Source organism: Cetobacterium sp. 2G large (genome assembly GCF_014250655.1).
In the GTDB taxonomy this organism is placed as follows: Bacteria; Fusobacteriota; Fusobacteriia; order Fusobacteriales; family Fusobacteriaceae; genus Cetobacterium_A; species Cetobacterium_A somerae.
Window position 1 is genome coordinate 611,900 of the sequence record NZ_JACHTH010000007.1, and the last position, 12,710, is coordinate 624,609.

The 12,710-nt window shown below is 29.4% G+C and carries 16 protein-coding genes and 1 riboswitch; of the genes, 6 read left to right on the plus strand and 10 right to left on the minus strand.

The window, feature by feature from the left end:
- Nucleotides 1-30: 30 nt before the first annotated feature.
- The 5 genes from thiE to thiS are packed head-to-tail and all read right to left on the minus strand — an operon-like array spanning nucleotide 31 to nucleotide 3,290.
- Nucleotides 31-675, minus strand: a complete 645-nt coding sequence (thiE, locus tag H5J23_RS13455; RefSeq protein WP_185892770.1) for a thiamine phosphate synthase — start codon at nucleotides 673-675, stop codon at nucleotides 31-33.
- Nucleotides 662-1,207 carry a sulfur carrier protein ThiS adenylyltransferase ThiF gene (thiF, locus tag H5J23_RS13460; RefSeq protein ID WP_023049734.1) on the minus strand — a complete coding sequence of 182 codons (546 nt, stop codon included), beginning with the start codon at nucleotides 1,205-1,207 and terminating at the stop codon, nucleotides 662-664. The genes thiE and thiF overlap by 14 nt, the downstream gene beginning before the upstream one ends.
- Complete coding sequence (thiH, locus tag H5J23_RS13465) at nucleotides 1,204-2,313, minus strand: 2-iminoacetate synthase ThiH (protein WP_185892772.1); 1,110 nt, start codon at nucleotides 2,311-2,313, stop codon at nucleotides 1,204-1,206. The genes thiF and thiH overlap by 4 nt, the downstream gene beginning before the upstream one ends.
- A 9-nt stretch (nucleotides 2,314-2,322) precedes the next feature.
- Complete coding sequence (locus tag H5J23_RS13470; RefSeq protein WP_023049732.1) at nucleotides 2,323-3,090, minus strand: thiazole synthase; 768 nt, start codon at nucleotides 3,088-3,090, stop codon at nucleotides 2,323-2,325.
- A gap of 2 nt (nucleotides 3,091-3,092) precedes the next feature.
- Complete coding sequence (thiS, locus tag H5J23_RS13475) at nucleotides 3,093-3,290, minus strand: sulfur carrier protein ThiS (RefSeq protein ID WP_023049731.1); 198 nt, start codon at nucleotides 3,288-3,290, stop codon at nucleotides 3,093-3,095.
- A 91-nt stretch (nucleotides 3,291-3,381) separates the two neighbouring features.
- A riboswitch (TPP riboswitch) is annotated at nucleotides 3,382-3,485 on the minus strand.
- Between the two features lie 92 nt (nucleotides 3,486-3,577).
- Between thiS and H5J23_RS13480 the strand changes: the two genes are divergently transcribed.
- Nucleotides 3,578-4,231, plus strand: coding sequence for a YitT family protein (locus H5J23_RS13480; protein ID WP_185892774.1), 654 nt, complete (start codon nucleotides 3,578-3,580; stop codon nucleotides 4,229-4,231).
- Nucleotides 4,232-4,246: 15 nt separating this feature from the next.
- Here H5J23_RS13480 and H5J23_RS13485 read toward each other — a convergent pair whose 3' ends face one another.
- The 4 genes from H5J23_RS13485 to H5J23_RS13500 all read right to left on the minus strand — a co-directional run bounded on the left by H5J23_RS13485 (nucleotide 4,247) and on the right by H5J23_RS13500 (nucleotide 8,180).
- Complete coding sequence (locus H5J23_RS13485) at nucleotides 4,247-5,125, minus strand: alpha/beta fold hydrolase (protein ID WP_370523864.1); 879 nt, start codon at nucleotides 5,123-5,125, stop codon at nucleotides 4,247-4,249.
- A 17-nt stretch (nucleotides 5,126-5,142) separates the two neighbouring features.
- Complete coding sequence (locus tag H5J23_RS13490) at nucleotides 5,143-6,063, minus strand: calcium/sodium antiporter (protein WP_023049728.1); 921 nt, start codon at nucleotides 6,061-6,063, stop codon at nucleotides 5,143-5,145.
- Nucleotides 6,064-6,076: 13 nt separating this feature from the next.
- Nucleotides 6,077-7,432: an MATE family efflux transporter gene (locus H5J23_RS13495; protein WP_040407486.1), complete on the minus strand. Its 1,356-nt coding sequence runs from the start codon at nucleotides 7,430-7,432 to the stop codon at nucleotides 6,077-6,079.
- Nucleotides 7,433-7,502: 70 nt separating this feature from the next.
- The gene (locus tag H5J23_RS13500) at nucleotides 7,503-8,180 is read right to left on the minus strand and encodes a flavin reductase family protein (RefSeq protein ID WP_185892778.1); all 678 of its coding nucleotides are present in this window, start codon (nucleotides 8,178-8,180) and stop codon (nucleotides 7,503-7,505) included.
- A 160-nt stretch (nucleotides 8,181-8,340) separates the two neighbouring features.
- Between H5J23_RS13500 and H5J23_RS13505 the strand changes: the two genes are divergently transcribed.
- The 3 genes from H5J23_RS13505 to H5J23_RS13515 all read left to right on the plus strand — a co-directional run bounded on the left by H5J23_RS13505 (nucleotide 8,341) and on the right by H5J23_RS13515 (nucleotide 9,191).
- Nucleotides 8,341-8,502 (plus strand): hypothetical protein, encoded by a 162-nt coding sequence (locus tag H5J23_RS13505; RefSeq protein ID WP_023049725.1) that lies wholly within the window; start codon nucleotides 8,341-8,343, stop codon nucleotides 8,500-8,502.
- 143 nt (nucleotides 8,503-8,645) lie between these two features.
- A complete protein-coding gene (locus H5J23_RS13510; protein ID WP_185892780.1) occupies nucleotides 8,646-8,801 on the plus strand; it encodes a hypothetical protein in 156 nt (51 codons plus the stop codon).
- Between the two features lie 33 nt (nucleotides 8,802-8,834).
- The gene (locus H5J23_RS13515) at nucleotides 8,835-9,191 is read left to right on the plus strand and encodes a YMGG-like glycine zipper-containing protein (protein WP_023049724.1); all 357 of its coding nucleotides are present in this window, start codon (nucleotides 8,835-8,837) and stop codon (nucleotides 9,189-9,191) included.
- Nucleotides 9,192-9,222: 31 nt separating this feature from the next.
- Here H5J23_RS13515 and H5J23_RS13520 read toward each other — a convergent pair whose 3' ends face one another.
- Nucleotides 9,223-10,380, minus strand: coding sequence for an iron-containing alcohol dehydrogenase (locus H5J23_RS13520; protein ID WP_185892782.1), 1,158 nt, complete (start codon nucleotides 10,378-10,380; stop codon nucleotides 9,223-9,225).
- A gap of 230 nt (nucleotides 10,381-10,610) precedes the next feature.
- Here H5J23_RS13520 and H5J23_RS13525 point away from each other — a divergent pair, with 230 nt between their 5' ends.
- Together H5J23_RS13525 and H5J23_RS13530 are read left to right on the plus strand one after the other, a co-directional pair.
- Nucleotides 10,611-11,027 (plus strand): heme-binding protein, encoded by a 417-nt coding sequence (locus H5J23_RS13525; protein ID WP_023049722.1) that lies wholly within the window; start codon nucleotides 10,611-10,613, stop codon nucleotides 11,025-11,027.
- Between the two features lie 15 nt (nucleotides 11,028-11,042).
- Nucleotides 11,043-12,707, plus strand: a complete 1,665-nt coding sequence (locus H5J23_RS13530; RefSeq protein ID WP_023049721.1) for a propanediol/glycerol family dehydratase large subunit — start codon at nucleotides 11,043-11,045, stop codon at nucleotides 12,705-12,707.
- Nucleotides 12,708-12,710: the final 3 nt, after the last annotated feature.

Consider the following 12,710-nt stretch of genomic DNA (forward strand, 5'->3'; position numbering starts at 1 on the left):
AACCTCTAAGTAAAATTAGAGGTTTTTTTATTAATTTTTATGCCAATGTTTAATTATATTATTAATTCTTTTAGTAGTTTCAAGAGTATTGTCTGCACCAACTAACTCTGAAACAAGACAGATAGACTTTGCTCCCATTGCGAGAACTTTATCTATATTATTTTCTTTGATTCCTCCAATTGCAACATAAGGTAATTTAATATTTTTGTTAACAAAATCCAAATATTCTAAAGTAACTGGAGCACATACATCCTCTTTAGTTTCTGTATAAAAAATTGGTCCTACTCCAATATAATCAGCCCCATCTATAATGGCTTGTTGTGCTTCTTGAGGATTGTGAGTAGAAATTCCAATAATTTTATTTTCACCTAAAATTTTTCTAACGTCTTTTATAGGAAGATCATCTTGTCCAATATGAATTCCATCAGCTTCCGATAAAAGAGCAATATCAAGATAGTCATTAACTATAAAAGTTGCATTATATTTTAGTGTCAATTCTCTTAAAGCTTTAGCCTCTTCTAAAAGAAGTTTTAAATCTCTCTTTTTTTCTCTGTATTGTATAATTTTAGCTCCACCTTTTAAAAGGTCTTCACAATATTCTAAAAATTCTTTATTTTTTCCAGATTTAGAATCTGTTATTGCATAAACTCCAATGGGTAAATCAAATTTTTTCATCGGAAAATCCTCCTATTATATCTAAAACTTTATTTGCCATAAGACACGCAATAAACATAACTTTAGTTGAATATGTTTGATAAATTTTTATATCACTATAAAAATCGCCAATCACAGTTAGTTTATTAAATGTTAAATTTTTTATATTTTTTAAATCTCTTCCACCGATACCATTTGCAGATATAATATATTTAGTCGAGTAGTTTTCAATTAAAAGAGTTTTAAACTCTTTTTTATCAAAAGCTTCAATAATGATATCACAGTCTGAAAAAAAATCTAAGATATTATTTTTATCAATTTTTTCTACGAAAAAATCAATATTTAAATTTTCATTAATAGATTTTAGATTTTTCATCAATGTAGGAGCTTTGTATAATCCTATTTGATTTTTAAAATAAAATTGTCTATTTAAATTAGTTTCTTCAATTTTATCGAAATCGACTAAAATAAAATTTTTAATACCTGCTCTAACGAGGTTCATAGCTACATTTGAACCTATACCACCGCAACCAGCAACGCCTATTTTAATCATAAATTACCTTCCCAATCTTTAAAAATTGGTTGATATCCTTTAGTTTTTAGCATAGAAATAATCTCTTGTACACTTCTATGATCGTCTGTTTCAAATTGAGGTTCTGAATTATTTGAAAGAGAGTATCCTCCAACTTCTGTGACAGAACCTGCAGAATATTTAGTGACTCCTAAAGGGAGTAGATTATCCCTAAAATTCTGTGCTTCTCTAGTTGAGATATTTATTCCAATCATAGGAAAAGCCAAACGATAAGCTAGTATAAATTGCACAAATTCCTTATCATTTACAATATTTTCAGGCTTGATATTTCTATAAGCTTCTTTAATTCTAGGAAGAGATATAGAAAATTGTGACCCTAAGAAAGTATTTGTTAAATATTTTAGATGCATACCTGATAAAAATGCTTCTTCAATAGGATTTCCAAGTCCAAATAAAGTACCGATATTAATAGATCTTAAATTAGCTAAGGCTGCTCTTTTAGGAGTTTCTAGTCTGTATGTATAATCTGTTTTATTTCCTTTTAGATGATATTTAGAGTATGTTTCTTTATGATAGCACTCTTGATAAACGGTAACACCATCAAGTCCAACTTTATATAGAATTTCATACTCCTCTTGTGAAAGGGGTTGAACTTCAATTATAACAGTAGAAAAATATTTTTTTAAAATTTTAATTGAATTTTTTAAATATTCTATAGAATTTATAGAGCTTTCTCCGGTCAATAAAATAATACTATGAATACCAAGAGTTTCAGAGATAAAAATAGCTTCTTTCTCAATTTCTTCAAGAGTTAAATGACGTCTTTTAATTGGATTTGAATGTTTAAAACCACAGTAACTACATTCATTATCACATATATTTGAAATATATAAAGGAGCATATATGTGAATTTCTTTACCAAAATATTGCTTAGTTAGAGAATTAGCTTTTAAGGCCATTTTTTCCAATAAATTTGAAGCTTTTGGAGAAAGTAAAGCTAAAAATTCTAAGTCTTCAAGAATTTTTTCACCACTATTTTCAATAATATTTTCTATATCAGATGTACTTAGTTTTTCAAAAAAATTATTATAATCAAAAGATTTATAATGCTGTAAAATTTTTTTCATAAATTTTCACTAATCCCTTAAAAATCCAGTAAGAGGAGAAGAGGCAATAGCAGTATTATTGATTTTACCACATTTAGCTAAGTAAGCTTCACGGCCAGCTTGAACAGCTTTATTAAAAGCAATGGACATTTTCACTGGATCACCACTAGTTGCAATAGCGGTATCAACTAAAACAGCACTACATCCTATTTCCATAGCTTCACATGCGTGAGAAGGCTTTCCAATTCCAGCATCAACAATAATAGGAAGAGTACAATTTTCAACAAGAATTTCAATCATCGGCTTTGTTAGGAGTCCTTTATTTGATCCAATGGGAGCACCAAGTGGCATAATAGCTGCTGCTCCAGCAAGCTCTAATTTTTTAGCGACAATTAAATCTGGATTGATATATGGCATAACAATAAATCCTTCTTTTGCAAGTACTTTAGTAGCTTTTATAGTTTCTTCGTTATCAGGCATTAGATACTTCATATCGCTTATTATTTCAATTTTTATAAAATCTCCACACCCAGAGGCTCTAGCAATTCTTGCAATTTTAATAGCTTCTTCAGCATTTCTTGCTCCACTTGTATTAGGAAGAAGTTTAATGTTTTTAGGGACATATTCTAAAATATTTTCACTTTTTCCGCTAAGATCCACTCTTCTTAATGCAACGGTAATCATTTCACTACCACATTTATTTAGCATCTCATTAATTAATGAATAATTTGAAAACTTTCCACTACCTGTAATAAGACGATTATTAAATTCTATTCCACCTATAAATAATTTATCCATAACTATCCTCCACACACAAAATTTAAGACTTCAATTGAACATCCCTCTTCAATAGCAATATCAAAATTTTCTTTTTTTATGATATTATCATTAAATAAAATAATAAGACCATCAGTATTTAAATTAAGCGAGTGAATGAACTCTTTAATTGTACTAGTAGAATCTAAAGATATAGATTCGCCATTAAATTTAAAATTCAAAATAAATTACCTCCTTTTTATTTTTAAGGTGGCTATTTTATAAAAAAAAGCTATACCCACCAGAGTATAGCCTTTTAATCAGTTATATAATAACTTGATAAAATAGCTTCCCTACGTTGGTTTTAACCAAATCAGGTTCGAAGGGTTAACTTTTTTCAAAGTCTCTCAGCCACAAAGGCACCCCTAGCAACAACATTTTACATCAAATAAAAAAAAAATCAAATAAAATTTTCTTTTTTCTTTAAAAATGATATAATATTTCAAGCAAAATTACGAAAGGAAAGACCATGAAGCAAGAAATATTGAAGTATTTAAAATTAATGTTAGGATTATTGTTGTGTGCATTGGGAGTTGTAACTATTTTAAACTCAAATTTAGGATTATCACCGTGGGATGTTTTAAATCAAGGGTTGAATAGAACTATTGGAATAACACTAGGAGAGGCGAATCTTTTAGTAGGAGCTTTCGTTGTTTTATTTAGTATTTTTTTAAAGCAACCGATTGGAAGCGGAACTGTAATAAATTTTTTATTAGTAGGAGTATTTATAGATATGTATATCTATTTAGATATAATACCTAAAGGGGACATATTATTAAAAAAAATATTAATTTTAATAATAGGAATACTTATATTTAGCTATGGTTGTTATGTTTATATATCTACAGGTCTTGGATGCGGTCCAAGAGACGGACTAATGGTAATTTTAACTAAAAAATCAAGTCATCCCTTATGGAAAATAAAAACTTGTATAGAAATTGTTGTTTTAGGTCTTGGATATATTTTAGGAGGAACAATAGGAGTAGGAACAGTAGTTTCCTCATTATGCGTAGGGCCTTTGATTCAGTATTTTTTTAAGCTTAACAGTCAAGACATAAAAAAATTAGAGCATAGAAGTTTAATATCAGAGTTTAAATTTTTAAAAGGAAAAGTATTAAAATAATAAAAGAAGGAAAAGTTAAACTTTTCCTTCTTTTTTCATCCAGAGTAGTATATCGTTATATACTTGATTTTTATTAAGTTCATTTAAAATTTCATGTCTGCAATCTTTATATAACTTTAAAGAAAGTTTATTAAAACCTAAATTTAAATAGAAGTTATAAAGAGACTTAACTCCGAGACCATAAAGTCCAATGGGGTCATCTTCACCAGAAATAATTAAAATAGGAGTTGCTTTATTGACAAAATTAAAGCTATCCTTGTTATAAAGCTTAGATAAAAAATCTAAAAAATTATAATAAAACTTTGGAGTATAACTAAACCCACAATGAGGATCATCTAAAAATTCCTTTACAACTTTTGGATCTCTACTTAACCAAGATGAGCTATTTTTATCTTTATCTTTAATTTTTGAATTAGTTCCTAGAAAAATAATATTATTAAAAATTTTTTTAGGATTGTCTGTTAAAAGAGATATAGATTTAAAAAGAACTTTACCAACAAAAGTCATGAATTTTCTTTCGTAACAACTGCCCATAAAAATATAATTAAATTTTTCTTTAGAATATACTTTCATGTGTTTCTGAGCTATAAAGGATCCCATACTATGCCCTAAAATATAGAAAGGTAGATTAGGGAACTGTTCTTTTAAATTTTTACTTATATTAACTTGGTCAAAAACTAAAATATCAAAAGAACTACTAAAAAGTCCTAAGGTTCCATTTTTAAAAGCCTCTTCTCCATGTCCTCTATGATCAGATAAGACAACTATATATCTATTTTTATTTAAAAAATCTGTAAAGTTCAAATATCTTTTAGAGTATTCACTCATACCATGTATAATTTGAACAATTCCTATAGCTGGATCATCATTATTGTAGATTATTTTAATTTTAATCTCCTCCTTTTCAACTCCTACTTAAAAAGAGAGTATAAATAAGTTGAGTATACTGTTAAAAATAGAAGACCATGAATTCTATTTAATCTATAGTTTCTTAAAACAAATGCTAAAAGAAGAATTGAAGCAACCATATTTAAAATTAAATCAATAAATGCAGTGGTAGGAACATCTATAGGAGTGATAACAGCAGATACACCTAGAATGAAAAATGTATTAAAGATGTTAGAACCTACAACATTTCCTATTGCAATATCAGTATTTTTCTTAAAGGCAGCAACAACAGAAGTTGCTAACTCTGGTAAAGATGTTCCTAGAGAAACAACTGTTACAGAAATAACTCTTTCAGAAATTCCAAAGTTTCTAGCCAAATCAACAGCAGAGTCAACAATAAATTTTCCTCCAAAAACTAGAAGAATAAAGCCAAGTATCGTAACACCAGTAGCTATAGGTAATGTATAATTTTTTACTTCTAATTCGCTCTCTTCTCTATTCATAACTGTTAAATAGGCATTGTACATAAGAAATAATATAAAAAATCCTAATAATATAAATCCATCAATTTTGCTTAAGACTCCATTTTTAGCTAAAACATATGTTAAAATTGAAGCAAAAAGTGCTATAGGTATTTCAAATTTAACAGTGTTTCTTGCAACTGTTAAAGGATAGATAATAGCTGTAATACCTAAAATAACAAGAATATTAATAACATTACTTCCTATAACATTTCCTAATGTGATAGCAGTTTTACCATTTAATGCAGAAATGACATTTACAACAAGTTCAGGAGCAGAAGTTCCAAAAGCTACGATGGTAAGTCCAATAACAATATTAGGAATATTGAATCTTTTAGCTATAACAGAAGCTCCATCAACAAGGGAATTTGCTCCTAAAACTAAAAAAACAACTCCAATAAGTAAAATAATTAAAGATATCATAAATCCTCCTAAATTAAACTAAACTTCTAATCCATTTATATGACATAACACGTGGGTATGTTATAACACATTTAACAAGTTCTTCTAAACAGATTATAAAGTATAATGTTGTTATAGATAATCCCGGGATAAAGTGAATAGCAGCAAAGGCCATAGGAATTCCTATAATCCAAATTCCAATCATTTCAGTTGCGATTGCATAAACAACATCTCCACCACCTCTTAAAGTACCTATTACTTGTATAATAGCATAAAATCTTGCAGGAATAAAGAATGCCATTATTTTTAAAACAGTAATTACATTTTTAGCTGTTTCGGGAGTTATTTTAAAGACTCCAACAAAAAGAGGAGAGATAAAGTAGAAAATAATTCCGATGGCTACTCCTAATAAAACTCCAAATTGAGATATCTTTATTGAAAGAGAGTACGCTTCATCTTTTAAGCCAGCTCCAATTTTATTACCAATTATTATAGCAGAGGCAGCTCCAATACCTATACCAAATATATTAAACATATTATTAACAGTAATTGCAATTTGCATAGTTGCAGTTGCGTTAACTCCAAGTTTAGCATAAGCAATAGAATAAGTTGAAATTCCTAGAATCCACATAATATCGTTAAAGATAACTGGAGAAGCAATTTTAAAGAATTCTTTTAATTTTTTTATAGAAAGTTCTTTTAAACCATGGAATTTTGTTGCAATTACATTATTATAATTGTAAATCATGAATAAAAGAAACCCTAGTTCCATAGTTCTAGAGATAGTTGTTCCTAAAGCAGCACCAGCGACTCCCATCTTAGGAGCACCAAATTTACCAAATATAAATAAATAATTTAAAAGACCATTAAAAGCAATTCCAACAATACTTCCATACATAGGGAGTTTAGTTTGAGCAGTACTTCTTAAAGCCATTGAATAAGCTAGAGTTATAGATGATAGAATATAGCTCACAGCAACTATCCTCAAATAACTAACTCCTAGAGATGTAACAGTTGGATCATTTAAAAAAATATGAATTATATCTGCTGGAAAAATTAAAGCAATTGCAGCAAAAAATATTGAAACTCCAAGTGAGATTAAAAGAGATAAATCTAAAAATTCATGAATTTTTTTGACATCTTTTTTACCCCAAAGTTGAGACATGAAAATAGATGCCCCCATTCCTACACCAGCTACTGAATAGAAGAATATCATATAAAATTGATTAGATAAACCAACTGCAGCGATTTCACTTTCTCCAAGCTTTCCAACCATGATATTATCAAGAAGATTTAATGATGCGGTAATCAAACTTTGTAAAATAATAGGAATAGCTAGAGCCATTAACATTTTAATAAAACTTTTTTCGAATTTAAATTTTTGAAACATGCGACACTCCTTTTGTAAATTAAAGAGCAGATGGGTTATAAGCTGCCCATCTGCTCTTTTATATTGTATTTTATTTTTTCTTTTTAACTTTACTTTTAACCTTTTTTTTAGGTTTTTTATTATTTTTTTCATCTCTATATTCTGTATAAGATTTTATATGCTTATATTTTTCTATTAGTAAAGGATTTTTAGCAACAGAGAATCCAAATTGACCAATAGGTTTTTTTGACATTGGAAAATATTCACCATGACAATAATTAATTAAATTAGCCCATTCAAAATGAATTTTACCTTTTTCATCAATAATATTTTTATTGATATGCGAACCAACAACTTCAGCTAAAAATAAATCATGTGTTCCTAATGGAATGATTTGTTTAACTTTACATTCGATATTGATAGGAAACTCCTCTAAATATGGAGAATTAACATGTTCTCCAGGTTTAGCTGTAAGCCCTAGATGTTTAATTTTATCAACATCTCTTCCAGAAATAACACCACAATAATCAGTTTCTCTTACTTGGAAAGTATTTGGTAAGTTAACTGTAAACTCCATTGTTTCTTTAATATATTCATATGATAATCTCTCAGGTCTAATAGAGATAGAAAGCATAGGAGGATTAGTACAGATAGTACCTGTCCATGCAACGGTAAATGCGTTATTAACACCATCTTTATTTCTAGATGTTATAACTACAGCAGGAACAGGATTTAAAACTACACTTCCTTTAAATAGTTCTTTTGTCATTATTATAGCTCCTTACTTTTCTTTTATTTTATCTTTTTATTATACAATATTAATTATTTAATGTCTATAAAATCAAAGAGATGTTTAGAAAAAATCTTGTAAAATTAAAAGAAAAAATATATTATTATAGAATAAAATAAATAAAAGAGGTGAAGAAAAAATGGCAAGAAGATTAAGATGTGATGTAGGATTTGCAGATAGTTTATTATTTTTACTAGGATGGACAGTTTTAGTTGTAATAACTTTTGGATTAGCCTCTCCATTCTTTTTATTCTCTCTTATAAAGTTTATGATAAATAGAACTATTATTGTAGAGGAATAATAATGAAGATAGAAATTACTCAAGAAGTTTTAAACTATTTAGAAAAGAAAAACATCAAAGATATAAGAATGTATTTAGAAAGTACAAAAGGTAGTAAGTGATGTCCTGTTATTTTTAATGTTCAGGTTGAACTTTTAACAGAGATGCAAAATAAAAATCTTGGTAAAAATAGAAAAATAATTTTTAGTGGAGTTAATGTTTATATAGATGAGAGTGTTCCACAAAATAAAAATTATAAAATTTTTAAAGTGTTAAAAATACCTTTTTTTCCAATGGTAATAGATGTAGAAACGTTTTAAAATTATGAAAAGTTATATAAGAAAGGAGTTAATATGAAAAAATATCTAATATTATCAGTTTTATCTGTAGTACTTTTATCAGGATGCTCTAATGTTGGATCAAATACAATTGGTTCGACAACAGTTGGAGCAGGAGCAGGAGCTCTTTTAGGACAAGCGATAGGTGGAGATACTGGAGCAACTCTTTTAGGAGCAGGTATAGGTGCAGCAGCAGGTGCATTAGTTGGTTCAGTGCAAGATCAAACTCAGGCTATAAAAGATACAAATCAGCAACCATATTATAATAATCAACCGCAATATAACCAACCACAATATAATCAGCCTCAGTATAATACAAATCAACAATACAATAAACCTTATTATAGTCAACCTTATAATTCATCATATTAAAAAAGACCTCCAATTGGAGGTCTTTTATTTATTACATAGCACTTTTAAAAATATTTGCAATATCTTTCTCATTACCTTTTCTTGGGTTACTAAATGCATTTCCATCTTTTAATGCGTTGCTTGACATAAGTTCAATATCTTCCTCTTTAACTCCAGCTTCTTTTAAACTTTTAGGAATTCCAACATCTCCTGAAAGTCTAAAAATAGCTTCAATTGATTTTTCAGCAGCTTCAATAACAGAAAGTCCATCTGTTTTCTCTCCCATAAATTCAGCTATATCAGCAAACTTTTCAGGATTAGCAATCATATTGTAACGACAAACATGAGGAAGTAACATAGCGTTAGCAACACCATGTGGCATATCATAAAGTCCACCTAATTGATGAGCCATAGCATGAACATATCCTAAGTTTCCATTATTAAAAGCCATACCCGCTAAAAGTGATCCATAAGCCATATTTTCTCTAGCTTTCAAGTTCTCTCCATTAGCAACAGCTTGTCTTAAATTTTGTGAAATTAATTTTATTGCTTGAATAGCAGCAGCATCTGTAACAGGATTAGCATCTTTAGAAACATAAGCTTCAATAGCATGAGTAAGAGCATCCATACCTGTTGCAGCAGTTAAACCAGCAGGTTTTCCAACCATAAGTAATGGGTCATTGATAGAAACTTGAGGTAGATTTCTCCAGCTTACAATAACAAATTTAACTTTAGTTTTAGTATTAGTAATAACAGCGTGTCTAGTAACCTCAGAAGCAGTTCCAGCAGTTGTATTGATGGCTATAATAGGAGGAAGTGGATTTATAAGAGTCTCAATTCCAGCGTAGTCGCAAATATCACCAGGATGTGTAACAGCTATTCCAATACCCTTACCGCAGTCGTGAGGAGAACCTCCACCTACAGTTATTATCATGTCGCACCCTTCTTTTTTATACATATCTGCACCTTCGTATACATTTGTATCTTTAGGATTAGGCTCAACATTATCAAATACAACACTATCTATACCAGCTTCGTTTAAATACTTTATAGTTTTTTCTACAGCTCCATCTTTTAAAGAGTGTAAAAATTTATCAGTAACGATTAAAGCTTTTTTTCCATTAAGTATTTGAGCTCTATCCCCAACTACACTAAGGCATCCAGGGCCAAAAAAGTTAACACTAGGCATTAAATAATCATAAAATCTCATTAATAATCTCCTCCCAAAATAAAGTAGTTCTTGTTTCAGTTTAAGAGTAACAAAAAAACAAGATGTAAACAAGGTAAAAAAATACCTAAAAATGGTAAAAAAAAATCAAAAATATAAAAAATGACAAGAAAGTACAAATCTAAGATTGATTATTACCTTGAAGTATATAGAAAAAGTTGTTAATATTCGATATACGAACAAAAAAATAAAAAGTATAGGGAGGAAAAGTTATGGTTGTTAAGAGTTTTAATCAAATTACTTTAGAAGCTTCAAAGAAAATGGGTAAAGCAGCTTTGAAAAAAGCATTGGAAATAAAAGTCCCAGTTGTGTTTTCAGTAGTAGATAATGGTGGTAATTTATTGTATTTAGAAAGAATGGATGAAGCTTTTGTAACAAGTGTTGATATAGCGATTAATAAAGCTTTTACAGCATGGGCATTAAAGAGTGGGACAAATGAGCTTAGTGAAGTAGTTTTACCAGGACAAAGTTTATATGGTTTAAATTTGACAAATAACTCTAGAATAATAACTTTTGGTGGAGGATTCCCAATTATAATAAATGATGAAATTGTAGGAGCAGTTGGAGTAAGTGGTGGAACTGTAGAAGAGGATATGGAGATAGCAAAAGCAGCATTAAATTCTTTATAATTTATAGGAGGAACGATGAGATCAAAACGTTTTGAAGTTTTAAGTGAACGTGCAGTAAATAAAGATGGATTTATAGGTGAATGGAAAGAAGAGGGATTAATAGCTATGGATAGTCCTTTAGATCCTAAACCAAGTCTTGTAATTAAAGATGGAAAAATAATTGAATTAGATGGTAAAAAAAGAGAAGAGTTTGATATGATTGATCTTTTTATAGCTGATTATGCAATTGATTTAAGATATGCTGAAGAAGCTATGAATTTATCAACACTTGAAATAGCGAAAAAATTAGTTGATATAAATGTAAAAAAAGAAGAAATTTTGAAAATAACAACAGGAATCACACCAGCGAAGATGGTAGAAGTTATTAGTCATTTAAATGTTGTAGAAATGATGATGGCTGTTCAAAAAATGAGAGCTAGAAAAACTCCTTCCAATCAATGTCATGTGACTAATTTAAGAGATAATCCAGTTCAAATTGCAGCAGACGCAGCAGAGGCTGCAATAAGAGGTTTTGATGAGCAGGAAACAACAGTGGGAATTGTAAGATATGCACCATTTAATGCTATTGCAATTTTTGTGGGTTCTCAAGTGGGAAGAGGTGGAGTACTAACTCAATGTTCAGTGGAAGAAGCAACAGAGTTAGAACTTGGAATGAGAGGATTTACAAGTTATGCAGAAACAGTTTCAGTTTATGGGACAGAGCAAGTATTTACCGACGGAGACGATACGCCTTGGTCTAAAGCATTTTTAGCATCGGCATATGCTTCAAGAGGGTTAAAAATGAGATTTACTTCAGGTACAGGATCAGAAGCCTTAATGGGATATTCAGAAGGTAAATCAATGTTGTATTTAGAGACAAGATGTATTTACATAACAAGAGGAGCAGGTGTTCAAGGATTACAAAATGGTGCAGTAAGTTGTATAGGAATGCCAGGGGCTTTACCAGGAGGTATAAGAGCGGTTTTAGGAGAAAATTTAATAGCAATGCTTTTAGATTTAGAATGTGCTTCAGCTAATGATCAAACTTTCTCTCATTCTGATATAAGAAGAACAGCAAGAACTTTAATGCAGATGTTACCAGGAACAGATTTTATATTCTCTGGATATAGTGCGGTACCAAATTATGATAATATGTTTGCAGGATCCAATTTTGACGCAGAAGATTTTGATGATTACAATATTTTACAAAGAGATTTAAAAGTTGATGGTGGATTGAGACCAGTTTCTGAAGATGAGGTAATAAAAATAAGAAATAAAGCAGCAAAAGCAATTCAAGGATTGTTTAAAGAGTTAGATCTCCCAGAAATAACAGACGAAGAAGTATATGCGGCTACATATGCTCATGGTAGTAAAGATATGCCAGTTAGAGATGTTGTTCAAGATTTGAAAGGAGCTGAAGAACTTTTAAAAAGAGGAATAACAGGTTTAGATTTAGTAAAGGCCTTAAGCAAAAGTGGATTTAAAGATGTTGCTGAAAATGTATTAAATATGTTAAAACAAAGGGTTTCTGGAGATTATCTTCAAACTTCAGCAATTTTAAATAAAGATTTTAAAATTGTAAGTGCAATAAATGATAAAAATGATTATATGGGACCAGGAAGTGGTTATAGAATTAGTGAAGAAAGATGGAATGAAATTTCTAATATTCCAACAGCAATAAAGCCAGAGAGTATTGAATAGGAG

Bases quoted from the DNA above. Each gene is read 5' to 3' on its own strand.
- H5J23_RS13495 (WP_040407486.1), bottom strand. From the start codon at position 7,432: ATGTTTCAAAAATTTAAATTCGAAAAAAGTTTTATTAAAATGTTAATG.
- H5J23_RS13500 (WP_185892778.1), bottom strand. From the start codon at position 8,180: ATGACAAAAGAACTATTTAAAGGAAGTGTAGTTTTAAATCCTGTTCCT.
- H5J23_RS13515 (WP_023049724.1), top strand. From the start codon at position 8,835: ATGAAAAAATATCTAATATTATCAGTTTTATCTGTAGTACTTTTATCA.
- H5J23_RS13510 (WP_185892780.1), top strand. From the start codon at position 8,646: ATGCAAAATAAAAATCTTGGTAAAAATAGAAAAATAATTTTTAGTGGA.
- thiF (WP_023049734.1), bottom strand. From the start codon at position 1,207: ATGATTAAAATAGGCGTTGCTGGTTGCGGTGGTATAGGTTCAAATGTA.
- H5J23_RS13490 (WP_023049728.1), bottom strand. From the start codon at position 6,063: ATGATATCTTTAATTATTTTACTTATTGGAGTTGTTTTTTTAGTTTTA.
- thiH (WP_185892772.1), bottom strand. From the start codon at position 2,313: ATGAAAAAAATTTTACAGCATTATAAATCTTTTGATTATAATAATTTT.
- H5J23_RS13470 (WP_023049732.1), bottom strand. From the start codon at position 3,090: ATGGATAAATTATTTATAGGTGGAATAGAATTTAATAATCGTCTTATT.
- H5J23_RS13480 (WP_185892774.1), top strand. From the start codon at position 3,578: ATGAAGCAAGAAATATTGAAGTATTTAAAATTAATGTTAGGATTATTG.
- H5J23_RS13505 (WP_023049725.1), top strand. From the start codon at position 8,341: ATGGCAAGAAGATTAAGATGTGATGTAGGATTTGCAGATAGTTTATTA.
- H5J23_RS13520 (WP_185892782.1), bottom strand. From the start codon at position 10,380: ATGAGATTTTATGATTATTTAATGCCTAGTGTTAACTTTTTTGGCCCT.
- H5J23_RS13530 (WP_023049721.1), top strand. From the start codon at position 11,043: ATGAGATCAAAACGTTTTGAAGTTTTAAGTGAACGTGCAGTAAATAAA.
- thiE (WP_185892770.1), bottom strand. From the start codon at position 675: ATGAAAAAATTTGATTTACCCATTGGAGTTTATGCAATAACAGATTCT.
- H5J23_RS13525 (WP_023049722.1), top strand. From the start codon at position 10,611: ATGGTTGTTAAGAGTTTTAATCAAATTACTTTAGAAGCTTCAAAGAAA.